The sequence below is a fragment of the Nonomuraea sp. JJY05 genome (assembly GCF_043496855.1).
In the GTDB taxonomy this organism is placed as follows: Bacteria; Actinomycetota; Actinomycetes; order Streptosporangiales; family Streptosporangiaceae; genus Nonomuraea.
Window position 1 is genome coordinate 1 of the sequence record NZ_JBIEIS010000001.1, and the last position, 21788, is coordinate 21788.

Here is a 21788-nt window from a genome sequence, read left to right on the forward strand (position 1 = left end):
CCCGGTGAGACCGGCCGACGGCGCGGGCGCCGCCTTGGGGAGGGCGGCGGCGGGGGCCGGCCCGGACCCTTCGGAGAGCCGCGCCCCCGCCATGCCCCCCGCCATGCCCGCCGCCATGCCCGCCGCCATGCCCGCCGCCGCCCCGGTGAGCGCCGCGACGAGCGCGGCGGCCACCAGCAGGCGTCCCTTGGGCGGCGCCCCCTTCCGCGGTACGTCCTGCGGCACGGGGGCCACGACAGCCGGCGTGACGAACTCCGGCCCGCGCGGGCTGCCCAGGCCCCTCATGGCAGCCTCGAGAACCACAACATCGACGTCACCGCCGCGATCAGCGCGAAGGCCATCCCCGCCGCCACGAACCACATCCATACCTCCTGCCGCTCGGTGCGGTAGCCGACCGACGTGCCGATGTCCTCGTAGACCGCCTGCAGCTCGTCACCGCTGGCCGCCTCGTAGAAGCCGCCGCCCGCCGCCTCGGCCAGCCCGCGCAGCGCCGGGGCGTCCACCGGCACCGGGATCTCGCGTCCCGAGATGTCGATCGTGCCGTCCGCCGTGCCGTACGCGATGGTCGTGACCGGCACTCCTCTGCCGGAGGCCGCCGCGGCCGCGTCGCCGACCGTGCGGCCCGTGGTGTTGGAGCCGTCGGACAGCAGCACGATGTGCGCGGGCGGCCTCTCCTCCTGCGAGTCGAGCGCGGCGATGGCGTCCAGCGAGGAGTAGACCGCCTCGCCGATGGCGGTGCCCGAGGCGGTGCTGAGCCGGTCGAGCGCGTCCAGCACCGCCTGCCGGTCCGTGGTCGGCGGCACGGCGACGGACGCCGACGAGGAGAACGACACCAGGCCCAGGTTGAATCGCTCGGGCAGCCCCTCCACGAACTGCCTGGCCGCCTGCTTGGCCGCCTCGAACCGGTTGGGCTGGACGTCGGTGGCGCTCATGGACGCCGACACGTCGAACGCCACCATGATCGTCGCCCGCTCCCTCGGCACCCGCACCTCGGCCGTCGGCCGGGCGAAACCGATCACGAGCAGGGCGAACATCAGCAGCAGCGCCGCCGCCGGCACGTGCCTGCGCCAGCCCGGCCGCCTCGGGGCGACCTTGTCGAGCAGGTCGAGGTTGGTGAACCTGACGGCGTACGCGGTCCTGCTCCGCAACGCCATGACCACGTACGCCAGGGCCAGCAGGGCCACGGGGACGAGCAGCAGCAACCACAGGGGCGCGATCAGCGTCACGCCGCATCACCTCCTCCTCCGGAGGGGCGGGCCAGCGCGGCCAGGCGGCGCTGCCGCATGACGTGCCGGACCAGGTCGCGTACCCAGTCGCGGTCCGTGCGCAGCCGTAGGTGAGTCGCCGCGGCCCGACGCAGAGCCCGCGCGACGTTGTCGCGCTGCTCCGCCGCCGCCTCCGCGTACCTGCGGCGCAGCCGCGCGCTCCCCGTGGCGACCTCGCGCCGCCGCCCCGTCTCCGGGTCGACCAGCGTCAGGATCCCGACGTCGGGCAGTGTCAGCTCGCGCGGGTCGAGCACCTCCACGGCCAGCACCTGGTGCCGGGCGGTGAGCCTGCGCAGCGGCAGCTCCCAGGTCTCGGGCGCGTCGAGGAAGTCCGACACGACCACGACCAGGCCGCGGCGCCGTACCACCCGGCCGAGCTGGTCGGCGGCCACGCCCAGCAGCGGCTCGGCCACCCCGGGCGGCGTGCGGGGCAGCGCGAAGGCCGCCTGCAGCAGCGCCATCAGGTGCGGCCGGCCCGTCCGGGCGGGCAGCGTCCTGACGCCGCCGCCATGCAGCAGGTGGGTGCCGATCCGGTTGCCGGTCCGCTGGGTGAGGAAGCCGACCGCCGCCAGCGCCGAGACGGCCAGCTCCCGCTTCTCCATGGCCGCGGTGCCGAAGTCCATGCTGGCGGTGGCGTCGAGCAGCGCCCAGATCTCCAGCTCGCGGTCGGCGACCAGGTCGCGGACGTGGGGCTCGTTGGTGCGGGCGGTGACGTTCCAGTCCATCCGCCGCACGTCGTCGCCCGCCTGGTACGGCCGGGTCTCCGCCGGCTCGCTCCCCGGCCCCGGCACCAGCCCCAGATGCTCCCCCTGCAGCAGTCCATCCAGTCTCCTGGTGATCGTCAGCTCGAGCCGGCGCAGCGCGGGCTCGGCCATCAGGTACGGCCTCATGCCACGGCTTCGTTCTGCTGTGCTCGCTGCTGGGCTTGCTGCTGCGTCTCCTGTATTTGCTGCTGTATTTGCTGCTGGGGGGCGATGACGGGCAGCGGGACGGCCGCCAGCACCCGGTCCACGATCTGCCTGGGCGCCACCCCGTCGGCCAGCGCGTCGAAGGAGAGCACGAGCCGGTGCGCCATGACGTCGTGCGCCAGGTCCCGCACGTCCTCCGGCAGCACGTAGTCGCGCCCCCGCATCAGGGCCAGCGCCCGCCCGGCCGCCAGCAGACCGAGCGTGGCCCGGGGGCTCGCCCCGAACGCCAGCAGCCGCCGCACGTCCTCCACCCCGAACCGGTCGGGGTCGCGGGTGGCGTAGACGAGGCGGACGGCGTACTCGGCCACCGCGTGGTGCACGAAGACCTCCTCGGCCCGCCGCTGGAGCGCGACGACCTGAGCGGGGTCCAGCACGGCGTGCGGGACGGGCGGGTCCACGCTCATGCGGTAGACGATCGCCAGCTCCTCCGACTCGCTGGGATAGTCCACGTCGATCTTCATGAGGAAGCGGTCCCGCTGCGCCTCGGGCAGGTGGTAGACGCCCTCGGACTCGATCGGGTTCTGGGTGGCCAGCACCAGGAACGGCCTCGGCACGTCGTGCGAGACCCCGCCGATGCTGACCTGCCGCTCGGCCATGATCTCCAGCAGCGCCGACTGCACCTTCGCCGGCGCCCGGTTGATCTCGTCGGCGAGCAGCAGGTTGACCATGACCGGGCCGAGCTCGACGTCGAAGGTCTCGGTCGACGGCCGGTAGATCCTGGTGCCGACGATGTCGGCGGGCACCAGGTCGGGCGTGAACTGGATGCGGGCGAACGTGCCGCCGACCACGGTGGCCATGGTCTCGGCGGCCAGCGTCTTGGCGATGCCGGGCACGCCTTCCAGCAGGCAGTGGCCCTTGGCGAGCACCGCCACGAGCAGCCGCTCGACCATCCGGTCCTGCCCCACGATCACCCGCTTGACCTCGAACAACGCCCGTTCGAGCAGCAAGGTCTCGGTCATACGCCCTCCTTCGTCGGTCGCATGACCGAGAATCGACTGTGTTTGATTGGTCGCTCGCTTCGCTCGCTCATGGCTGCACCACCGCCCGGTCGCAGTCGTCCACGACCACCCGCAGCTCCAGCGCGGTCGGGTCGGGATCGGCGAACGCGGCGCTGCCCGTCATGAGCGCGGCGCCCGCGGCCAGCAGCACTAGAGCGAAACGTGATGTACGCATAGGACGCATGTCATCAAGCGACCGCGAAAACCCGCGTAACCCGTGTCTTTACATGATTTTTCGGTCCCCATACCGAAAAGGACGGCCACCCGCAAACGGGGTGGCCGTCCGTCAGCCGGAGATCAGCCGATCAGGTACTTCATCACCTTCTTGATCGTCGCGTTCCTCTCGTTGTCGTTGGCGAGCTGCTCCAGCCCGAATCCCAGCAGCACCGTGTCTTTGGTGGAGACGGCCGCCGTGGTGTCCGCCTGCGCGCGGGCGAAGTCGCCGGCGCCGGTGGGGCTGCCGGCCGGCGGACCGGGGATGGCCCAGGGGCCGAGGCCGGTCTCGAAGCCCTCGGAGTCGAGGGTGCCGCCGGAGGTGGTGACCCGCGTGTCGTCCACGAACACGCCCACGCCGCCCGTGCTCGGGTCGGTCACGTAGCTGATCGACACCTCGACCTGCTGGCCCGCGTACGCGGACAGGTCGAAGGCGACCTGCTTCCAGCCGCCGGAGTCACCGGTGAACCGGTTCCAGGAGCCGCTGGTGCCGGTGGCCGTGCAGGGGTTGCCGCCGGTCAGGTAGTGCCCCAGCCACGGGTGCTCGGCCAGGAGGAAGCCGGCCTCGCACTCCGACGGCACGGCGCTGTCCGTTCCGCCGTTGAGGTCGGGCAGCGTGGTCCAGTTGTCCTGGCCGACCGTGTGGGCCTCGACGATGACGTTGTCATAGCCGGTCTCGGTGTCGAAGGACAGCTGGAAGCCCAGTCTCGGCTGCTGCGCCGCCGTCACGGATCCCAGGTTCACCGTCCTGGTCAGCCGCATGTACGAGTCGTCCACGTGCGGCCCCCTGACGTACCACTGACCCTCGATCGGGTCGAACGGCCCGCCGGCGCCTAGCGTGTAGTCGGCCGAAGGGGTACCCGTGAACCTCGGCAGGTCCGTGCCCATGGCCTGCAGCACCCCCGCCTCGTCCAGCGGGTTGTCCACCGTGGCCGGACCGCCGAACGTGCCGCCCGTCCCGGCCAGCGGGCCCTTGCCGGCGAAGCCGGTCGGGGAGCTGCGGGCGATGCGCCCGCCGACGCCCATGTAGTACTGGGTGAAGTCGTCGGCCAGCAGCAGGCACTCGTCGAACAGGCCCTGGATCGTGGTGACCACGCAGTCGCCGTCCGGGTTGCCGTCGATGCCGTAGTAGATGCCTCCGATGATCGTGTCGAGAATGCCGTAGTACGCGGCCGTCTCACCGGTGTAGAGGAGCTTGCCCCCTTCGTTGAGGTAGTCGCGGATGGAGACGGTCAGGTCCTGCTGCGACCGCTTGACGTCCGCGTCGGGCAGGTTGCCGAGCGGGGTCACGGTGACCACGTCCTGCTGGTCCATGGACAGCCGGTTGTCCCCCAGCTCCCACACGACGCCCTTGAAGTGCGACAGCACGCCCAGGTGGTGCGGCACGCCCTGCGCGTCCACGTCCCAGGTCTCGGAGGCGTACCCGGCGGCCTGGAGGGCCTTCTTGTACGTCGTGGTGTGCTTGGGCGCCGTCACCGAGGGCGGGTAGTCCGGGTTGAAGCCGGTGTAGTCCTCGTTGGCGACGATCAGGACCTTGGCCGCGGAGTCCTTGGCCAGCGTGTAGGTGAAGTGCGAGCTGGAGACGAGCCCGGTCCCCGGCTTGATGCCCTGGAACCAGACCTCGACCTTGTCGCCCGGTTTCGCGCCGCTCACGGTGCCGCGGTACTCGGCGAAGTACAGGTCGTTCTCGTCGCCGTACCGCTCGCCGCCCTGCCACTCCGACAGCGGCCTGATCTGCGCCGGGCCGCCGTTGATGCGGAAGCGCAGCACCTTGGCCAGCAGCGACCTGCGGGCGGTGACCGCCACCGGCTGCGGGTCACCGTACGACACGCTGAAGGAGTCCGGCGCGAAGTCGGGCACCGTGCGCCCGACCACGGAGACCGGGGTGTCCGGCGTCTGCACGGTCTTGGCCGCGGCCAGCGCCAGCGGGACGTTCTTGAGGAACTCGTCCTGGATCAGCGCCTCGCTGTCGGGGAAGGTGAAGCCCAGCCCGCCGACGCAGTCGTCGAGCGTCCACTCGTCGTTCGGGTTCCGCTCGACCGCGTCCTCACAGGTGGACATCTCCGGCGTGATGGACATGGCCTTCCGCAGGTTGGTCATGTGCCCGTCGGTCTCACCGTTGGTGGTGTAGAGCTCGGCGCCGATGTCGGGGTCGTAGCCGGGTACGGCCGGGTGGGCGTCGTCGCCGAGCATGGCCTCGAAGATCAGGTCGTCGGGCGACGGCGTGGCCTGCTGCCAGCCGACGCCGTACAGCAGCAGCATGGCGGCGGAGTGGTAGTTCAGCAGGTACGTGAAGTGCACCCGCTTGGTCAGGTTGTCCAGCGCCACGGTCTCCGGCTCCGACTGCGGCGACTTGCCGCGGTAGGTCTGGCTGGACAGGATGTTGGACGAGCCCTCGTTGTCGTAGCCCCACTTGTAGGCGAAGTTGCGGTTGGGGTCGACGCCGTCGGCGCTGGTGATCTGCCCGTCGCCGTCGTTGTCGCGCAGGTTCTTGCGCCACAGCCGGTTGTCGGGGGTGAAGGTGTAGTCGTAGCCGTCGGGGTTGGCCACCGGCATGAACCACAGCTCGGTGGTGTTCACGAGCTTGGTGAGCTCGGCGTTGCCGCCGTAGCCGTCGAGGAAGTGGTGCAGCAGCCGGCGCACCATCTCGGGTGTGATCCACTCGCGGGCGTGCTGGGCGGCCATGTACAGCATGGCCGGGCGCTTGCCGTCGGCGAGCTTGCGGGCGTCCTTGGTCACCTTGATGGCGGTGATCGGCGTGCCGTTGAGGCTGTTGCCGATGTTGACGACCTTGGCGATGCCGGGCTTGGCCTCCGCCGCGGCAATGATCTCCTCGCGGATGCCGCCGGCACCCGCGTATTTCTTGAACACCCCGTCGCCCTTCTGCGCCAGCCGCGCCTTGTCCGCGCTCTGGGCCTTCAGGGTGACGCCCTGCTTGGCGAGCGTGCCGGCCAGCGCGGCGGCGAGGATCACCTCGATGGTGACCTTGCCGTTCGCACGCTTGACGATCCGCATCTCCTCGCGGTCCACGCCGGCCGCGACGAGCTTGGCCACCTGGTCCGCGGTGAGCTCGCCGGTGTAGACGAACACGCCGTCGGGGCCCGGAGCGGGCTTGGGCACCGCCGACGCGGGCGGGATGGTGAACGAACCGAGTAACAGGAGCGTGCTGGCGAACATGATTAACGCGCGCTTCATCGCGCCTCCGAGAAATCAGCCCCCGATTGGCCGCTAGGGATGCCCGCAATGTCCGTGTACGCCGGGGGGCTTGTCAATCACGACGGCCACATGTGGTCAAATTTCGAACTACGTAATCCGACCTGGGTCCGGATTCGTAGGCAGGCGCCACCCGCCGGTCGAGCTTGCGTCGTCACGGTGGCGCGGCGGTGAGGCGGAGGAGCGTCACCCTGGAGGGGCCTCAGCCCGGTGCGGCGGGTGGGGCCCACCGTGCGCAGCCGTAAAGGATGGGGTTGAACACGCGACGGGCCGCCCGCCGTAAGAACGGCGAGCGGCCCGTGGGATGAGCGCTAGACGAAGTCAGTCATTCAGGTGCTGGCGCAGGTAGGACTCGACGCCCTCGATGGAGATGCGCTCCTGGGCCATCGAGTCGCGCTCGCGGATGGTCACCGCCTGGTCCTCGAGCGTGTCGAAGTCGACCGTGATGCAGAACGGCGTGCCGATCTCGTCCTGGCGACGGTAGCGGCGGCCGATGGCGCCCGCGTCGTCGAACTCGACGTTCCACCGGCGGCGCAGCTGCGCGGCCAGGTCACGGGCCTTCGGCGACAGGTCGGCGTTGCGCGAGAGCGGCAGCACCGCGGCCTTGACCGGCGCGAGCCGGTGGTCGAGCCGCATGACCGTACGCTTCTCCATGACGCCCTTGGCGTTGGGGGCCTCGTCCTCGCTGTAGGCGTCGAGCAGGAACGTCAGCGTGGCGCGGTCGACACCGGCCGCGGGCTCGATGACGTAGGGGACGTAGCGCTCCCCCGTGTCCTGCTCGAAGAAGCTCAGGTCGGTGCCCGACGCCTTGGAGTGGGCGGTCAGGTCGAAGTCGGTGCGGTTGGCGACGCCCTCGAGCTCACCCCACTCGGAGCCGGTGAAGTTGAAGCGGTACTCGATGTCGACGGTGCGCTTGGAGTAGTGGGACAGCTTCTCCTTCGGGTGCTCGTAAAGGCGCAGGTTGTCCTTGTTGATGCCCAGATCGGAGTACCAGCGGTAGCGCTCGTCGATCCAGTATTGGTGCCACTCCTCGTCCGTGCCGGGCTTGACGAAGAACTCCATCTCCATCTGCTCGAACTCGCGGGTGCGGAAGATGAAGTTGCCCGGCGTGATCTCGTTGCGGAACGACTTGCCGATCTGGCCGATGCCGAACGGGATCTTCTTGCGCGCCGACTGCTGCACGTTGAGGTAGTTGATGAAGATGCCCTGCGCGGTCTCGGGGCGCAGGTAGGCCAGGCCCGACTCGTCCTCGACGGGGCCGAGGTAGGTCTTGAGCAGGCCGCTGAACTGCCTGGGCTCGGTGAAGGTGCCCTTGTTGCCGCAGTTGGGGCAGGTGATGTCGGCCAGGCCGCCCTCGGGCTCCTTGCCGTTCTTCTCCTCGTACGCCTCGATCAGGTGATCGGCGCGGAAGCGCTTGTGGCAGGAGAGGCACTCGGTCAGCGGGTCGGTGAAGGTCTCGACGTGACCGCTGGCCCGCCACACCTCGGGGGCCAGCACCACGCTGGAGTCGAGGCCCACCACGTCGTCGCGCGACTGGACCGTCGACAGCCACCACTGCCGCTTGACGTTGTTCTTGAGCTCGACACCCAGTGGACCGTAGTCCCACGACGCGCGCAGTCCGCCGTAGATCTCGCTCGACGGGTATACGAGCCCGCGGCGTTTGGCGAGGCTGACGATGGTGTCCATGACGTCGGTGCGTCGTGCCATTTTGGTTGATTCTCTTTCCGGCTGGAGGTCGGCGAGTGAAATTGGTGAGATCCCAGCTTAGGGGACGCGCGGGCCCTCTCGCGCGCCAGTAATCGTTAAGTGCCTTCCTGCGTGTAAACGTCCTCGAACGCACTGGGTTCGTTGACCATGAGAATCATCAGCGGATACATCGCCATCCGGCCAGCGGAGAGCGCTCTGCGGTAGAAACCGGCGCCCTCCCACTCCGTGACCAGGGCCCACAGGTTGGGCTCATCGACCGAACGGGCCAGCCTGCCACGCTGGAAGCCCGGCTGGGCGGCGAGCGTGTCAAGGATGGTGTGGCCCTGCTTGACGAAGTCTTGGGACTGGGACTCTGGAACGGTGTATCGGATCACGGCGAGCACCCGACCAGATTAGACGCGTCGCGCCGCCTCCGGGCGGCCCGCCCGGCGGTCCTTCTCCCGTAGGCTCCGGGTGTGGCCCCAGACAGCAAGCGCCCGCTTCCCAAGGGCGAGCAGTTCTTCACGCCGGGCGCGACCGGCCTGCGCAAGACCGTCGAGCAGCGCAGCGCCGTGCCGATGACCTACCTGTTCACCCAGGTGCCCCGATGGACGGCGCCGGCGGTGCTGGTGGTCCTGCTGCTGGCCGGGTTCGCCGTGGCCAACCCGCTGGGCGGCGTGGCCGTGCTGCCGGTGATCGTCTTCATCGGCTGGCTGGCATACCTGTCGTGGCCGTCGCTGGGGATCGGCGGAAAGGTGATGCGGGTCGCCATGCTGACCTTCCTGGTGCTGCTGGCGGCGACCCGCTTCGGCCTCATCGCCCCCTAGGGCAGGAGCGTGTAGTGGGGGAAGTTGCCCGGCAGGCGCTCGCCGTCCGGGCCCGTGGTGGAGGCCCGCACCAGCAGCTCGCCGCCGACGAACGCGCCGCGCCAGGACGCCCCGAGCCCGCCGAACAGCTCCTCGCGGTCGCCGCGCGAGCGCGGCCGGTTGTGCCCCACCTTGAACGCCCGCACCTCCGGCGCCAGCCGGCCGAACGTCTCCTCCTCGTCGCACGACAGCGTGGCCACCAGGGCGCCGTTGCTGGCGTTCATGGCGGCCAGCAGCTCGGCCTCCGTGTCCACCAGCACGATGGTGTCCACGGGCCCGAACGGCTCGGCGTGGAAGAGGGGTGAGGAGCGGGGCGGGTTGAGGAGCGCCGTCGGCGCAAGATAAGCCGAAATATCCTGCCCCGGCAGGAAATGTCCGGCGTCGAGCGACGCCCGGTGCACCGGCACCCCACCCCTGGCCACCGCCTCGTCCACCTGGTCGGCCAGTTCCTTGGCCTTGGAGGCGTTGATCAGCGGCCCGAAGTCCAGCTCCGGCAGCGGATCGTCGGCGTCGGCCACCGCGAGCGGATGGCCGAACCGCAGGGACCCCACCGCCGCCAGGTACGCCCCCAGGAACTCGTGGAACAGCGACCGCTGCACCACGAACCGCGGATAGGCCGTGCACCGCTGCTTGCCGTAGTCGAACGACGCCCGGATCTGCCTCGTGAGCAGCTCCCAGTCGCCGTACTCCCAGACACCCCAGCAGTTCAGCCCCTCCTGCTCCAGCACGTGCCGGCGTCCGAGGTCGGCCAGCGAGGTCGCCACCTTGGCCCCCGCGTCCCGGCCGCCCACGAACGACACGCTGCCCAGGGCCCGCCCGCCGGCCAGCACCGGCGACAGCTCCGCCCCTCCCCCGCTCACCAGCGTGAACGGCAGCCCCTCGCGCACCGCCAGCGCGCAAGCGAGCGTCAGGCAGCACAGGCCGCCGTCCGTGGGGGTCTTGGCGATCACCGCGTTGCCGGCCAGCGCCTGCACGAGCATGGCGTGCATGAGCACGCTCATCGGGTAGTTCCAGCTCGCGATGTTGCTGACGGGCCCGGGCAGCGGCATCCGCCCGGCGACCATGCGGTCGATCTCGGCCACGTACCACCGCACGCCGTCCAGGCAGCGGTCCACGTCCGCGCAGGCCGTCTTCCACGGCTTGCCGATCTCCCAGACCAGCAGCAGGGCCAGCAGGTCGCGATGGGCGGCCATCGACTCGACGGCGGCCGACACCATCGCCTTGCGCTCGGCGAGCGGCAGGTGCCGCCACCGCCGGTGCTCCTCCACCGCGCCCGCCACCGCCCGTCCCGCGCCCGCCCGGTCGATCCGGGGCAGGCCCGCGATGGCGGTGCCGTCCAGCGGCGAGAAGCCGGGCACGGGGCGCCCGTCGCGGTGCCAGATGCCACCCCAGTGATTGAGCACCCGGTCGTCGTGGAATGCCTCGGGGGCCGCCGAACAGCACCGTTCGTAGGCGTCCCGCCAGGCCGTACCCGGCTTGATCCGCATGCGCTCCTCCTCAGTCGGACCAGTCGGCGGTGATGAGCTCGGGCAGCGGCTCGAACTCCTTGATCGCCTCCAGCGAGGGCCCCATGGCGGCGTTGGCCTCGCGCTCCACCATCACCTCCACGAGCACCGGCAGCCGCTCCCGCGCCGACTCCGCCGTCGCCCAGGCGAGCGCGTCCCGGATGTCGCCAGGCAGCTCCACCCGGCGCGCGGGGCAGCCGAACGCCTCCATGGCCTTGACATGGTCGATGCCGCCTTCTCCGTAGTGCAGGTCCACGGCGTAGTTCATGCCGTACGGGATCTCGGCCTGCCTGATGAGGCCCAGATACTCGTTGTTGATCATGACGATGACGAACGGGATCCGGTACTGGGCGGCCACCGCCACCTCCTCCATGAGGAACTGGAAGGAGTAGTCGCCCACCACCGCCACGACCTGCCGCTCCGGATGCGCGCACTTGACGCCCATCGCCGCGGGCACCTCCCAGCCCAGCGGCCCGGCCTGGCCGCACACCAGGTAGCGGCGCGGCAGGTAGGTCGTCTGGAACTGACCCGACCAGATCTGGTAGAGCCCGATGGCGGTGACGAACGTGGTGTCCCTGCCGAAATACTCGTTGATCTCCCTGAACACCCGGGGCGGCTTGATCGGGACGTCGTCGAAGTCGTCGCGGCGGGCCATCGTCCTGCGCAGGTCGGCGACCTTCCGTACCCACTTGCCCGGCTGGCGCGGCCCGCCGCGGCGGCGCGCCTCGTGCAGCAGCTCCGCCAGCACCGGACGGGCGTGCCCGACGATCCCCAGGTCGGGCTCGAAGACCCGGCCGATCTGCGTGGGCTCGATGTCCACGTGCACGAACGTGCGGCCCCGGCGATAGACGTCGAGGTCGCCGGTGTGCCGGTCGCCGAAGCGGGCCCCGACGGCCAGCACCAGGTCGCTCTCCAAGAAGGCGGCGTTGCCCCACCGCGTCTGGGTCTGGATGCCCGCCATGCCCGCGAACAGCGGGTGGTCCTCGGGGAAGGCGCCCTTGCCCATGAGCGTCACCTGCACGGGCACCTGGAGGTGCTCGGCCAGCGCGCGCAGCTCGTCGGTGGCGTCCGCGATGATCACGCCGCCGCCGGCCAGGATGATCGGCCGCCTGGCCCCGGACAGCAGGTCCACGGCCTTGCGCACGGCTCTGGGCAGCGGCGCGGGCTCATCGACTGGCAGCGGCGCGTCCAGCTCCCGGTCGTACAGGCAGGTCCCGCGCTGCACGTCCACCGGCAGGTCGATGAGCACCGGGCCGGGCCGTCCCGACCGGGCGATCCTGAACGCCTCCCTGAACACCCACGGCGCCTGCGCCGGCTCCTTGAGCTGCACCGCCCACTTGGTCACCGGCCGGGCGATCTCCACGATGTCCACCGCCTGGAACGCCTCCTGGTGCAGCTTGGAGGAGACCGCCTGGCCGGTGACGCAGATCATGGGGATCGAGTCGGCCAGGGCGGTGTAGAGGCCGGTGATCATGTTCGTGCCGGCGGGGCCGGAGGTGCCGATGCAGACGCCGACGTTCCCGGTCACCCTGGACCAGCCGTCGGCCGCGTGGGTGCCGCCCTCCTCGTGGCGTACGGTGACGTGCCTGATCGAGCTGTGCTGGAGCGCGGCGTAGAGCGGCAGGATGGCCGCGCCCGGGATGCCGAAGACGGTGTCCACCCCCTCCGACTCCAGCACCGCCACCACGGCCTCCATGCACGGAATCCTCTTCTGACGGGCTCCTTCGTCACCCGCCAGAAGAGGCTTCCTCGCTGTGCTTCTGGTTCTCTCGCTTCGCTCGTTCACGCGTTGAGCCTTTCCACGACCTTGAGGAGGGCGGAGTGGTCGAGCGAGCCGTGGCCCTGCGCCCTGGCCGCGGCCACGAGCTGGGCGACCTGCCCGGTGAGCGGCAGGCTGACCCCGGCCTCGCGGGCGGCGGCGACGGCGATGCCCATGTCCTTGTGGTGCAGGTCGATCCGGAAGCCCGGGTTGAACTCCCGCCTGACCATGGTGTGCCGCTTGAGCTCCAGGATCCTGGAGCCCGCCAGGCCGCCCGCGAGCACGTCCAGCCCCGCCAGGGGGTCCACGCCCGAGGCTTCGAGCAACACGATCGCCTCCGACACGAGCCCGTAGATGCCGCCGACGACGAGCTGGTTGGCCGCCTTGACGGTCTGTCCCGCGCCGGCCGGGCCGACGTGCACGACGGTCGTGCCCAGGGTGCCGAGGACGGGCCGGGCCGCCTCGACGTCCTCGGCCGCCCCGCCCACCATGATCGACAGGGTGCCGTCGATCGCGCCGCGCTCGCCGCCGCTGACCGGGGCGTCCACCGCCCGTACGCCGGCGGCCGCCGCCTGCCTGGCGACCCAGCGGGAGGTCTCGGGCCTGATGGTGCTCATGTCGATGTAGAGCAGGTTGGGGCGGCCGTACTCGACGATCAGCGGCGCGACCTCCTCCACCTGCGGCGAGTCGGGCAGCATGGTGATCACCACGTCGGCCCCGCCGACCGCGTCGACCACGCCGGAGGCGCCCTTGCCGCCCAGGCCGGCGAGCTGTTCGACCCGCTCGGCGCTCACGTCATAACCGGTCACGACATGTCCGGCCTTGAGGAGGTTGGCCGCCATCGGGCTGCCCATGATCCCCAAGCCGACGAATCCGATGTTCACGCCTGCCTCCAGTCGAACGCGCCCGGCCCCTCGTGCCGGTACTCCAGGCCGACGTGGCCCTGATAGCCCGCCGCCGCCAGCCGGGCGAAGATCTCGTCGTACGGCATCCGCCCGCTGCCGGGGCGTCCCCTGCCGGGGTCGTCGGCGATCTGCACGTGGCCGAACCTGGCGCTGTGCCGGTCGATGAGCTCCAGGACGTCCTCGCCCATCCGGTGCAGGTGGTAGAGGTCGGCCAGGAAGGCCACGTTCTCCCGGTCCACCTCGTCGATCAGCTCGAACGCCGCCTGCGACGACGTGATTGGATATTTCGGGTTCTCGTGGGAGTTGAGGGCTTCGACCACCACGGTCGCGCCGATCGAGGCCGCCGCGTCGGCCGCCCTGCGCAGGTTGACCACGGCCAAAGCGCGGTCGGTGCCGGGATCGTTGCCGTACAGGGCGTTGAGCACGCCGCAGCCGAGCTCGCCCGCCAGCTGGACCGCCACGTCGATGTTGGCCTGGAACCGGGCGGAGCCGTCCGGCCCGGCCAGCAGGCCGCGCTCGCCGGCGGCCATGTCGCCCGCGTCGAAGTTGAGGCCGGTCAGGCGCACCCCGGCGTCCTCGATCGCCTGCCGCAGCGCCGCCAGCTCGACGCCCGCGGGATCGGGGACGCCGAACGGCCACCACAGCTCGACCGCGTCGAACCCGGCCTTGGCCGCCGCCGCGGGCCGCTCCAGCAGCGGCAGATCGGTGAAGAGAATGGAGAGGTTGACAGTGAAAGTGAACCTCACGCCGCACCCCGCCGGCTGAGGACCGAGCGCATGAGGCGGGCCGTCTCCGACGGGGTGCTCCCGACCCGGACCCCGGCCGCCTCCAGCGCCTCCTTCTTGGCCTGGGCGGTGCCGGACGAGCCGGACACGATCGCGCCCGCGTGCCCCATCGTCTTGCCCTCAGGAGCGGTGAACCCGGCCACGTAGGCGACCACGGGCTTGGTGACGTTCGCGGCGATGTAGGCGGCGGCCCGCTCCTCGGCGTCGCCGCCGATCTCGCCGATCATGACGATGGCGTCCGTGCCGGGGTCGTCCTGGAACGCCTGGAGGCAGTCGATGTGGGTGGTCCCGACGACCGGGTCGCCGCCGATGCCGACGGCGGTGGAGAAGCCGAGGTCGCGCAGCTCGTACATGAGCTGGTACGTCAGCGTGCCCGACTTCGACACCAGCCCGATGCGCCCGGCGGAGGTGATGTCGGCGGGGATGATCCCGGCCGAGGACTGCCCCGGGCTGATGAGCCCCGGGCAGTTGGGGCCGATGATCCTGGTGCGGCCGTGCGCGAGGGCACGGAAGCGTACGGCGTCGTGCACGGGGACGCCCTCGGTGATCACCACGCACAGGGGCATCCCGGCCTCGACCGCCTCCTCCACGGCCGGGCCGGTGAAGCGCGGCGGCACGAACACCACGGAGACGTCGCCCCCCGTCTCGGCCATCGCCTCGGCCACGGACCCGAACACGGGCACCGTGCGCTCGCCGAAGTCCACGGACCGGCCGCCCTTGCCGGGCGTCACCCCGGCCACGACGTCGGTGCCAGCGGCCAGCATGCGGGCCGTGTGCCTGGTGCCCTCCGCGCCGGTCATGCCCTGCACGAGCACCCGGCTGTCCTTGGTCAGAAAGATCGCCATCACGCACCTGCCGCGAGTCTGGCCGCCATCTCGGCGGCGCCGTCCATGGTGGAGACCTGCCGGACCGCCGGGTGCCGGGCGTCGCTCAGGATGCGCCGGCCCACCTCGGCGTTGTTGCCGTCCAGGCGTACGACGATGGGCCTGGCCAGGCCGCGCTCGCCGAGGAGCTCGAGTGCGGTGACGATGCCGCTGGCCACCGCGTCGCAGGCGGTGATGCCGCCGAAGACGTTGACCAGCACCGAGCGCACGTCGGGGTCGGCCAGGATGATCTCCAGCCCGTCGGCCATGATCTTGGCGGACGCGCCGCCGCCGATGTCGAGGAAGTTCGCCGGGGCGGCCCCGGCCCCGGCCACCACGTCGAGCGTGCTCATGACCAGCCCGGCGCCGTTGCCGATCACGCCCACCTGGCCGTCGAGCTTGACGTAGTTGAGTCCCTTGGCCCGGGCGCGGTCCTCCAAGCTGCCGGTGGTCTCGCCGTACTCCCAGGCGTGCCGGAACGCGGAGTTGTCGTCCAGGGTCACCTTGCCGTCGAGGGCCACGATCCGCTGGTCGGTGGTGCAGATCAGCGGGTTCACCTCGACCAGCAGGGCGTCCTCGGCGACCAGGACCCGCCACAGCTTCTCCAGCACCTCGGCCGCCTGCTCGGGCAGCCCGGCCTTGGCCGCCAGCAGGCGCGCGGTGTCCGCGTCCACGCCCGTCGCCGGATCGACCGGCAGTTTCACCAGGGCGTCGGGGTCGGTGGCGGCCAGCTCCTCGATCTCCATGCCTCCCTGGCCGGACACCATCGCCAGGAAAGCGCCCTCAGCCCGGTCGACGAGGAAAGCCGCGTAGTACTCCTCGAACGGCACGGTCGCCGTCTCGACCAGCACGTTGCGCGCGACGTGCCCCTTGATGTCCATCCCGATCACACGTTCGGCCTCCGCCTCGGCGGTGACCGGCCCGGCCGCGGTCCTGATCCCGCCGGCCTTGCCGCGTCCGCCGGTCTTCACCTGGGCCTTGATGACGACGGGCGCGTTCAGTTCGGCCGCTATCGCGCGGGCCTCCGCCGGGGTGGCCGCGATCCTGCCTGCCGGGACCGGGATCCCATGACGCCCGAAGAGCTCCTTCGCCTGGTACTCGTACAGGTCCATTCGAGCCTCCTTTGTAGACGGTATACCGTATGGAAAATCCCACGTCTAGGGTCTCGACAGGCTCTCGTCTACTGGATATTCCATACAGTATGGAGAATGCAATCAGAGACTGGCGCGGGCGCTCGTACCTCCCCGGACCCGTCCCCACCGACCGCACGCGCATGTTCTGGCTGGCCTGGGGCGCCATGGCGGCGATCAGCCCGCTCCAGTACGGCTACGCCGCCCTCCTGGCCAAGGAGGCCACCGGGCTCACCCTCCTGGCCGTCTGGGTCGCCTGCCAGGCCGCCGGTGCCCTCCCCGCGCTCCACCTGGTACGGCGGGGCCGCCTCGGCGTCCGTACCAGCCTGGCCGCGGGAGCCGCCCTGAGCTTCGCCGGCCTCGCCGCGGCGGCGCCCCCGTTGGGCGCCCCGGGCGCCTTCCTGGGGTACGCGCTCCTCGGCGGGCTGGGCGCGGGCCTGGTCTACGGGGTCTGCGGCGAGGTCGTCTCCTCCTGGTATCCGGAACGGCCCGCCGCCCGGGTCGGGCTGATCACCGGCGCCTTCGGCTACGGCGCGATGCCCCTGCTCGTCTGGGCCGGGATCGCTCCGGCCGCCACGTCCACGGCGTTCATGGTCGCGGCGGTCGTCGCGCTGGCGACCATCGGGACCGCGGCCCGGCACCTGCGGCTGGCTCCCGCGCTGTGGTGGCCCGAGGACGTGGACCCGCGCTCGCACGCGCTGGACGCGGCGCGGTTGCGCACGACGCCGGAGGCGGCCCGGCAGTTCGGGCCGGCCCAGGCGCTGCGCACGCGTACGCTGCCGGCGCTGGCCCTGATCCTGACGTGCGCGGGCGCGGTGTCGGTCTTCGACGTGATCGTGGTCGCGGGGACCGGGTCGTGGGGCGCGCTGGCCGTGCTGGTGGCGCTGAACGGGGCCAGCCGGTCGGTGGCGATGCGCTGCTCGGAGCTGTTCGGACGCCGCCGCGTGCTCGCCGCCGTCCTGACCGCCCTGGCCATCGGCCAGGTGCTCCTCGCCACCGCCCTCGCCACGCCTGCGGTCGTCGTGGGTGCGGGCGAGCCCGTGGCAGCCGGGGGGCCGCTGCTGTGGCTCGGGGCCGTGGCGGCCGGGCTCGGGGGCGGGGCGTTCTACCCGCTGCTCGCCAGCCTGGTGCGGGAGTTCTTCGGGGTCGAGCGGGCGGGCGAGATCCACGCCGTCGTCTACAGCGCCAAGGCCCTGGCCGGAGCGGGAGCTGCCGCCCTGGCGCTGTTCGCCCTGGGCACGCCCGTGACCGCGCTCGCCGTCGCCGCCGCCCTCGCCGCCCTCCCTGCCCTGGCCATCCCCCGCCTGCGCATCCCCGGCCTCCCGGCCACCATCCCCCTGTGACACCCACCGCCCGCCGCCACCGTCCCTCCAGTGCCGCGCCGCGTTCACGCGGTGCTCCGAAAGGCGCAGGAGGGCGAGCTGGCGGCCCTCGCGTGGCGGCGCGCGCAAATGGAGTGACGGTGAGGGGCGGGGGCAGGGGGTGCCTGTGATGAGGCTCACGGCCAGGAGAGATCCCTGGCCGGTATGCTGTAGGCAGTCGACTAAAAACCGTAACGCAGCCCTGGAGACGTGACCATGTTGCTGTCGGATCAGGCCGGTCAGGCGACGGCCGCCAAGATTCCCCGCCCTGCCACGCTCCGTGAGAGCGTTATCGAGGCTATCCAGGAGCTCATCGTCTCCGGGCAGCTCAAGCCGGGCCAGCACCTCGTGGAGAGCGAGCTGGCCGAGTTGCTCGGCGTCTCCAGGCAGCCGGTCCGCGAGGCGCTGCAGCAGCTCAGCGGCGAGGGCTGGGTCGACCTGTTCCCCGGCCAGGGCGCGTTCGTGCACGTCCCGACGGTGGAGGAGGCCGACCAGTTGCTGGCCGTGCGCACGCTGCTGGAGACCGAGTCCGCCCGGCTCGCCGCCAAGCAGGCGGGCGAGGACGGCGTCAAGCGGCTGCGCGCCCTGTGCGCGCGGGGCATCGCGGCGGTGGAGGCCGACGACGTCGACTCCGCCGTGGCGACCAACTCCGAGCTGCACGCCCTGGTGACCGCCCTGTCGGGCAACAAGGTCCTCTCGGAGCTGGCCAGCCAGGTGGCCAGGCGGGTGCGGTGGTATCACACGCCGGTGGCCCGCCAGCGCGGCATGGCGTCGTGGGAGGAGCACACCTCCCTGATCGACGCCATCGAGGCGGGCGACGAGCGACGGGCGGCCAAGATCATGCGCGAGCACACCGAGCACACCCGCGCCTCGTACATGGCTCAGCGCGAGCAGGAGCCCGTCCAGCCGGCGCCCAAGCCGGTGCGGCGACGCCGGACGCGACAGCCGGGTTGATCTGTCGTTCACAAGAGACCGCATGCTCCGAAACACCTCGGGTAGAGGATGGAGCCGGACAGAAGGAGGTGCACCATGAAGGCATTGATCCGCTTTCTCCTCGGTGATCCACCGGGCCAGGCAGCGGACGGCCGCATGATCGGCCTGGGCCTGAGCACAGCTCTCAACAAGCACTACTCCGCCGACGAGGCGGACCGCTACCTGCGCGAATGGGCCGCCGTGGAGCACGACGTACACGACTGCCCCCGTCACTGAGAAGCCGCGGCAGGGACGATCGCCCCGATGCCGCGGCGTGGTCAGCGTTCCACGGGCTCGGGCTCCACCCCCTCCGAGGCCGCGGCCGACGCCCTCGCGTCGCGGGCCGACTTGATGAGGCTCAGCACCGTGGTGACGGCGAGGGTGCCGATGATGACGCCGAGGGAGACCATGATCGGGATCTCCGGCGCCCACGACACACCGTCGTGGTGCAGGGCCTCGAGGATCAGCTTCACGCCGATGAAGGCCAGCACCACCGACAGCCCCTTGCTCAGGTAGACGAGCCGGTCGAGCAGCCCGCCGATGAGGAAGAAGAGCTGGCGCAGCCCCATGAGGGCGAAGGCGTTGGCGGTGAAGACCAGGTAGGGCTCCTTGGTGAGGCCGAAGATGGCCGGGATGGAGTCGAGCGCGAAGAGCAGGTCGGTGGTCCCGATGGCGACCATGACGATCAGCATCGGGGTGACCATCCTGCGCCCGAGGTGCACGGTGAGCCGGGCGCCGTGATAGGTGTCCGTGGTCGGGAGCACCCGGCGCACCGCGCGCAGGGCGACGTTCTCGGAGAACTCCGCCTCGTCGTCCTCGCCTCCCATCAGCTTCCACGCCGTGTAGACGAGGAAGGCGCCGAACACGTAGAAGAGCCAGTCGAACCTGGCCACCGCGCCGGCGCCGGCGGCGATGAACGCGCCGCGCATCGCCAGCGCCAGGATGATGCCGATGAGCAGCACCTTCTGGCGGTACTTCCGCGGCACCTGGAAGCGGCTCATGATCAGCAGGAAGACGAAGAGGTTGTCCACGCTGAGCGAATACTCGGTGATCCAGCCGGCGAAGAACTCCCCGCCGTGCGCGGGGCCCGACAGCAGCAGGAGGCCGACGCCGAAGGCCGCGGCCAGGGCGACGTAGAACGAGACCCAGGCCACGCACTCCTTCATGGACGGCTCGTGCGGCCTCCTGACGACGAGCCAGAAGTCCACGGCGAGCACGAGCGCGAAGCCGGCGATCGTGGCCAGCCAGATCCAGGGGGGCAGGTTCACCGGCGGTGCCCCTTCCGTGCGCGTAACATCCCCGCGTGCCGGACGTAGAGGCCGAGCAGGTCCTTGGCCAGCGGGTTGGCGGCGGCGCGATGGATCAGCCAGTGCGGCATGATCCGCTCGTGCAGCCAGACGAAGCCGATCGCGAAGCCGAGGCTCACCATCGCCTGGTAGGCCAGGAAGGGCAGCACTCCGTCGGCCAGGCCGATCCCGACCAGGCTCTCCTGTGCGAGCCGGGACACGGGGAAGGCCGCCACCCAGTACAGGCCCACCGGCCCGAAGGTCCCCGGACGGAACACGCCGTGGCCGAGCAGCACGCCGTACAGGCCGCCGAAGAGGGCGAGCGGCACGGCGAGTGACAGGGCCGACAGCGCGGCCATCCCGGTGGGCTGCCCCGCGAACAGGGTCAGCCCACCGGCCATGGCTCCGGCGACGGCTCCGATCGACGCCCCTGGCAGGGCGAGTTCGAGGCTGTGCCGTCCGTCCATCAGCCCACGACCACGCCGAAGGCGAACAGGCTGTAGAACAGCATCCCCAGGTAGAACACCGCACCGAAGCCGATGATGACGTTCGTCCACCACTTGGGCCTGATCGGTTTGGGCAGCATGCGGTTGTTCACCAGGAGCAGGGTCACGCAGTACGCCCCCATCGCGAACGTCGACAGGAACGCCAGCGTGTCCAGGATCCCGCTCGGCCCGTCGGCCGGCCCGAACAGCAGGATCAGGATGCCGAAGAGGATCACGCCCCAGAGGAAGACCCCGTACAGGCGCGACATGCCCAGCTTCTTCGCCCCGGGCACGAAGTGGTACGTCATGTCAGCCTGGCCCCGGGAGAACGAGTCGAACAGCCCCAGGGTGGCGTTCAGGCCGATCAGCGCGATGAACCCGAGGAAGACCGCCCCGAGCACCGAGCTGCCCGCGTGGGAGACGGCGCCGGCCATCGCGGTGAGCGCCACCTCGCGGTCGTCGCCCTGGATGACGGTCCGCACGCCCGGGTTCAGCCGCACGGCGGACTGCGCGATCACCGTGAACGAGATCGTCACCAGCATGGTGACGCCCCAGAACAGCAGCAGCGCGTCGAACGTGACCCAGCGCCGCCACCCCTTCCACTTGGCCATCTCAGCCGGGTCCTCGGTGTCGAACATGAACCCGCGCGCGGGCATCTCCTCTTCCTGGCCCGCGTGCCGCAGCCCGCGGATCTGCGGGATGTGCGCGCCCATGCCGGCCCCGGAGTCACGCAGGTGCAGCGTGTACCACATCTGCTGCATGCCGGAGGGCCCGGCGAAGGCGCACGCCCCCACGATGACGGGGAACCAGGCCTCCGACATGGCCTCCGACGGGAAGTAGCCGAAGGAGAACATGCCCGTGAGCGTGGAGGCCACGTCGCCCCAGGAGCCGACCATGGCCGCGACCACCGCCGTGCCGAGCACGAGTGTGCCGATGAGCAGCGACAGCACGTTCTCCAGCACGTTGTAGATCACCTTGGCCAGGCTGAACACCACCCCGACCAGGACGAGCCCGATGATGGCGGTCACCATCCACGGGATGCCGGTTATCTCCTCGAACGCCGCCGCTCCGGCCGACAGGTGTCCCGGCCAGATGTAGACGGCGATGGCCACGATGAAGAAGAACCACATCAGCGGCTTGAACACCCGCGCCGCGCCGGAGAAGATGCTCTCCCCCGTCGCCATGGCGTACCGCGCCATCTCCAGCATCACGAAGGCCTGCAGCGTGACGCCGATCAGGAACAGCCACCTGATCTCGGGCCCGAACAGCAGCACCAGCCTGGGCCACATGTACGACTCGCCCATGCCCACGCCCAGCGCGACGAGGAAGACCGTCGGCCCGAGAATGTGCACCGACGGAGGCGCGTCGGGCAGCTTCCTGATGGGCATCGGCTCAAGCCGGCCCGCTTTCCATACTCGTTCGTCCTCGACCGGCGGCGTGGCCGTCGCCGGTGGTGTTTTCGATGTGTCCACCTACGGACCTCCTGGGGGGTTGTTGCTTCTTCGTGCGCCCCGAATAGCCCCCTCAC

At 70.8% G+C, this 21788-nt stretch carries 21 protein-coding genes; 4 read left to right on the forward strand and 17 right to left on the reverse strand.

All coding sequences use genetic code 11. The features are described from left to right. The 8 genes from ACFKCF_RS00005 to ACFKCF_RS00040 all read right to left on the reverse strand — a co-directional run. Nucleotides 1–303, reverse strand: a 303-nt coding sequence (locus ACFKCF_RS00005) for a hypothetical protein (RefSeq protein ID WP_394489215.1), incomplete at its 3' end; no start/stop codon positions are given. Next, the gene (locus ACFKCF_RS00010) at nt 282–1226 is read right to left on the reverse strand and encodes a VWA domain-containing protein (protein WP_394489217.1); all 945 of its coding nucleotides are present in this window, start codon (nt 1224–1226) and stop codon (nt 282–284) included. The genes ACFKCF_RS00005 and ACFKCF_RS00010, both read right to left, overlap by 22 nt. Next, complete coding sequence (locus ACFKCF_RS00015) at nt 1223–2155, reverse strand: DUF58 domain-containing protein (RefSeq protein WP_394489219.1); 933 nt, start codon at nt 2153–2155, stop codon at nt 1223–1225. Before ACFKCF_RS00015 ends, ACFKCF_RS00010 begins: the two co-directional genes overlap by 4 nt. Continuing rightward, nucleotides 2152–3192 carry an AAA family ATPase gene (locus ACFKCF_RS00020; RefSeq protein WP_394489221.1) on the reverse strand — a complete coding sequence of 347 codons (1041 nt, stop codon included), beginning with the start codon at nt 3190–3192 and terminating at the stop codon, nt 2152–2154. The genes ACFKCF_RS00015 and ACFKCF_RS00020 overlap by 4 nt, the downstream gene beginning before the upstream one ends. Before the next feature lie 67 nt (nt 3193–3259). After that, nucleotides 3260–3406 carry a hypothetical protein gene (locus tag ACFKCF_RS00025; RefSeq protein WP_394489223.1) on the reverse strand — a complete coding sequence of 49 codons (147 nt, stop codon included), beginning with the start codon at nt 3404–3406 and terminating at the stop codon, nt 3260–3262. Nucleotides 3407–3528: 122 nt separating this feature from the next. After that, the gene (locus ACFKCF_RS00030) at nt 3529–6639 is read right to left on the reverse strand and encodes a M14 family zinc carboxypeptidase (RefSeq protein ID WP_394489225.1); all 3111 of its coding nucleotides are present in this window, start codon (nt 6637–6639) and stop codon (nt 3529–3531) included. A 339-nt stretch (nt 6640–6978) separates the two neighbouring features. Next, a complete protein-coding gene (locus ACFKCF_RS00035; protein WP_394489227.1) occupies nt 6979–8364 on the reverse strand; it encodes a glycine--tRNA ligase in 1386 nt (461 codons plus the stop codon). Between the two features lie 95 nt (nt 8365–8459). Further along, on the reverse strand, nt 8460–8747 hold the full coding sequence (locus tag ACFKCF_RS00040) for an antibiotic biosynthesis monooxygenase family protein (protein ID WP_394489229.1): 288 nt from the start codon (nt 8745–8747) through the stop codon (nt 8460–8462). Nucleotides 8748–8819: 72 nt separating this feature from the next. Here ACFKCF_RS00040 and ACFKCF_RS00045 point away from each other — a divergent pair, with 72 nt between their 5' ends. Next, complete coding sequence (locus ACFKCF_RS00045) at nt 8820–9170, forward strand: DUF6703 family protein (RefSeq protein ID WP_394489231.1); 351 nt, start codon at nt 8820–8822, stop codon at nt 9168–9170. Here the strand turns inward: ACFKCF_RS00045 and ACFKCF_RS00050 are convergent. The 6 genes from ACFKCF_RS00050 to sucC all read right to left on the reverse strand — a co-directional run bounded on the left by ACFKCF_RS00050 (nt 9167) and on the right by sucC (nt 16138). Beyond that, nucleotides 9167–10696: an aldehyde dehydrogenase family protein gene (locus ACFKCF_RS00050; protein WP_394489233.1), complete on the reverse strand. Its 1530-nt coding sequence runs from the start codon at nt 10694–10696 to the stop codon at nt 9167–9169. The genes ACFKCF_RS00045 and ACFKCF_RS00050 overlap by 4 nt on opposite strands. Before the next feature lie 10 nt (nt 10697–10706). After that, entirely contained in the window at nt 10707–12410 is a 1704-nt protein-coding gene (gene gcl, locus ACFKCF_RS00055) for a glyoxylate carboligase (protein WP_394489236.1), read from the reverse strand. Between the two features lie 86 nt (nt 12411–12496). Beyond that, nucleotides 12497–13357, reverse strand: a complete 861-nt coding sequence (locus tag ACFKCF_RS00060; protein ID WP_394489238.1) for an NAD(P)-dependent oxidoreductase — start codon at nt 13355–13357, stop codon at nt 12497–12499. Continuing rightward, nucleotides 13354–14124: a hydroxypyruvate isomerase family protein gene (locus ACFKCF_RS00065; protein WP_394489240.1), complete on the reverse strand. Its 771-nt coding sequence runs from the start codon at nt 14122–14124 to the stop codon at nt 13354–13356. The genes ACFKCF_RS00060 and ACFKCF_RS00065 overlap by 4 nt, the downstream gene beginning before the upstream one ends. Continuing rightward, nucleotides 14121–15008: a succinate--CoA ligase subunit alpha gene (gene sucD, locus ACFKCF_RS00070; RefSeq protein ID WP_394489242.1), complete on the reverse strand. Its 888-nt coding sequence runs from the start codon at nt 15006–15008 to the stop codon at nt 14121–14123. Before sucD ends, ACFKCF_RS00065 begins: the two co-directional genes overlap by 4 nt. After that, a complete protein-coding gene (gene sucC, locus ACFKCF_RS00075; protein ID WP_394489244.1) occupies nt 15008–16138 on the reverse strand; it encodes an ADP-forming succinate--CoA ligase subunit beta in 1131 nt (376 codons plus the stop codon). Before sucC ends, sucD begins: the two co-directional genes overlap by 1 nt. Before the next feature lie 89 nt (nt 16139–16227). On the opposite strand from sucC, the gene ACFKCF_RS00080 reads away from it, so the two are divergent. The 3 genes from ACFKCF_RS00080 to ACFKCF_RS00090 all read left to right on the forward strand — a co-directional run bounded on the left by ACFKCF_RS00080 (nt 16228) and on the right by ACFKCF_RS00090 (nt 18726). Beyond that, a complete protein-coding gene (locus ACFKCF_RS00080) occupies nt 16228–17499 on the forward strand; it encodes a hypothetical protein (protein WP_394489246.1) in 1272 nt (423 codons plus the stop codon). Nucleotides 17500–17733: 234 nt separating this feature from the next. After that, nucleotides 17734–18471, forward strand: a complete 738-nt coding sequence (locus ACFKCF_RS00085) for a GntR family transcriptional regulator (protein ID WP_394489248.1) — start codon at nt 17734–17736, stop codon at nt 18469–18471. 75 nt (nt 18472–18546) lie between these two features. Continuing rightward, complete coding sequence (locus tag ACFKCF_RS00090; RefSeq protein ID WP_394489250.1) at nt 18547–18726, forward strand: hypothetical protein; 180 nt, start codon at nt 18547–18549, stop codon at nt 18724–18726. 41 nt (nt 18727–18767) lie between these two features. On the opposite strand, the gene ACFKCF_RS00095 is transcribed toward ACFKCF_RS00090, so the two are convergent. From ACFKCF_RS00095 to ACFKCF_RS00105, 3 genes are read right to left on the reverse strand one after another with little or no spacing between them, the layout of a single operon-like run. Further along, a complete protein-coding gene (locus ACFKCF_RS00095) occupies nt 18768–19757 on the reverse strand; it encodes a TerC family protein (RefSeq protein WP_394489252.1) in 990 nt (329 codons plus the stop codon). Next, a complete protein-coding gene (locus ACFKCF_RS00100) occupies nt 19754–20242 on the reverse strand; it encodes a hypothetical protein (protein WP_394489254.1) in 489 nt (162 codons plus the stop codon). The genes ACFKCF_RS00095 and ACFKCF_RS00100 overlap by 4 nt, the downstream gene beginning before the upstream one ends. Then, nucleotides 20242–21732 carry an Nramp family divalent metal transporter gene (locus ACFKCF_RS00105; RefSeq protein WP_394489256.1) on the reverse strand — a complete coding sequence of 497 codons (1491 nt, stop codon included), beginning with the start codon at nt 21730–21732 and terminating at the stop codon, nt 20242–20244. Before ACFKCF_RS00105 ends, ACFKCF_RS00100 begins: the two co-directional genes overlap by 1 nt. Between the last annotated feature and the right edge of the window lie 56 nt (nt 21733–21788).

Coding starts and splice junctions, on each gene's coding strand:
- ACFKCF_RS00015 (WP_394489219.1), bottom strand. CDS start 2,155: ATGAGGCCGTACCTGATGGCCGAGCCCGCGCTGCGCCGGCTCGAGCTG.
- ACFKCF_RS00020 (WP_394489221.1), bottom strand. CDS start 3,192: ATGACCGAGACCTTGCTGCTCGAACGGGCGTTGTTCGAGGTCAAGCGG.
- ACFKCF_RS00025 (WP_394489223.1), bottom strand. CDS start 3,406: ATGCGTACATCACGTTTCGCTCTAGTGCTGCTGGCCGCGGGCGCCGCG.
- ACFKCF_RS00030 (WP_394489225.1), bottom strand. CDS start 6,639: ATGAAGCGCGCGTTAATCATGTTCGCCAGCACGCTCCTGTTACTCGGT.
- ACFKCF_RS00035 (WP_394489227.1), bottom strand. CDS start 8,364: ATGGCACGACGCACCGACGTCATGGACACCATCGTCAGCCTCGCCAAA.
- ACFKCF_RS00050 (WP_394489233.1), bottom strand. CDS start 10,696: ATGCGGATCAAGCCGGGTACGGCCTGGCGGGACGCCTACGAACGGTGC.
- gcl (WP_394489236.1), bottom strand. CDS start 12,410: ATGGAGGCCGTGGTGGCGGTGCTGGAGTCGGAGGGGGTGGACACCGTC.
- sucD (WP_394489242.1), bottom strand. CDS start 15,008: ATGGCGATCTTTCTGACCAAGGACAGCCGGGTGCTCGTGCAGGGCATG.
- sucC (WP_394489244.1), bottom strand. CDS start 16,138: ATGGACCTGTACGAGTACCAGGCGAAGGAGCTCTTCGGGCGTCATGGG.
- ACFKCF_RS00080 (WP_394489246.1), top strand. CDS start 16,228: ATGGAGAATGCAATCAGAGACTGGCGCGGGCGCTCGTACCTCCCCGGA.
- ACFKCF_RS00085 (WP_394489248.1), top strand. CDS start 17,734: ATGTTGCTGTCGGATCAGGCCGGTCAGGCGACGGCCGCCAAGATTCCC.
- ACFKCF_RS00090 (WP_394489250.1), top strand. CDS start 18,547: ATGAAGGCATTGATCCGCTTTCTCCTCGGTGATCCACCGGGCCAGGCA.
- ACFKCF_RS00100 (WP_394489254.1), bottom strand. CDS start 20,242: ATGGACGGACGGCACAGCCTCGAACTCGCCCTGCCAGGGGCGTCGATC.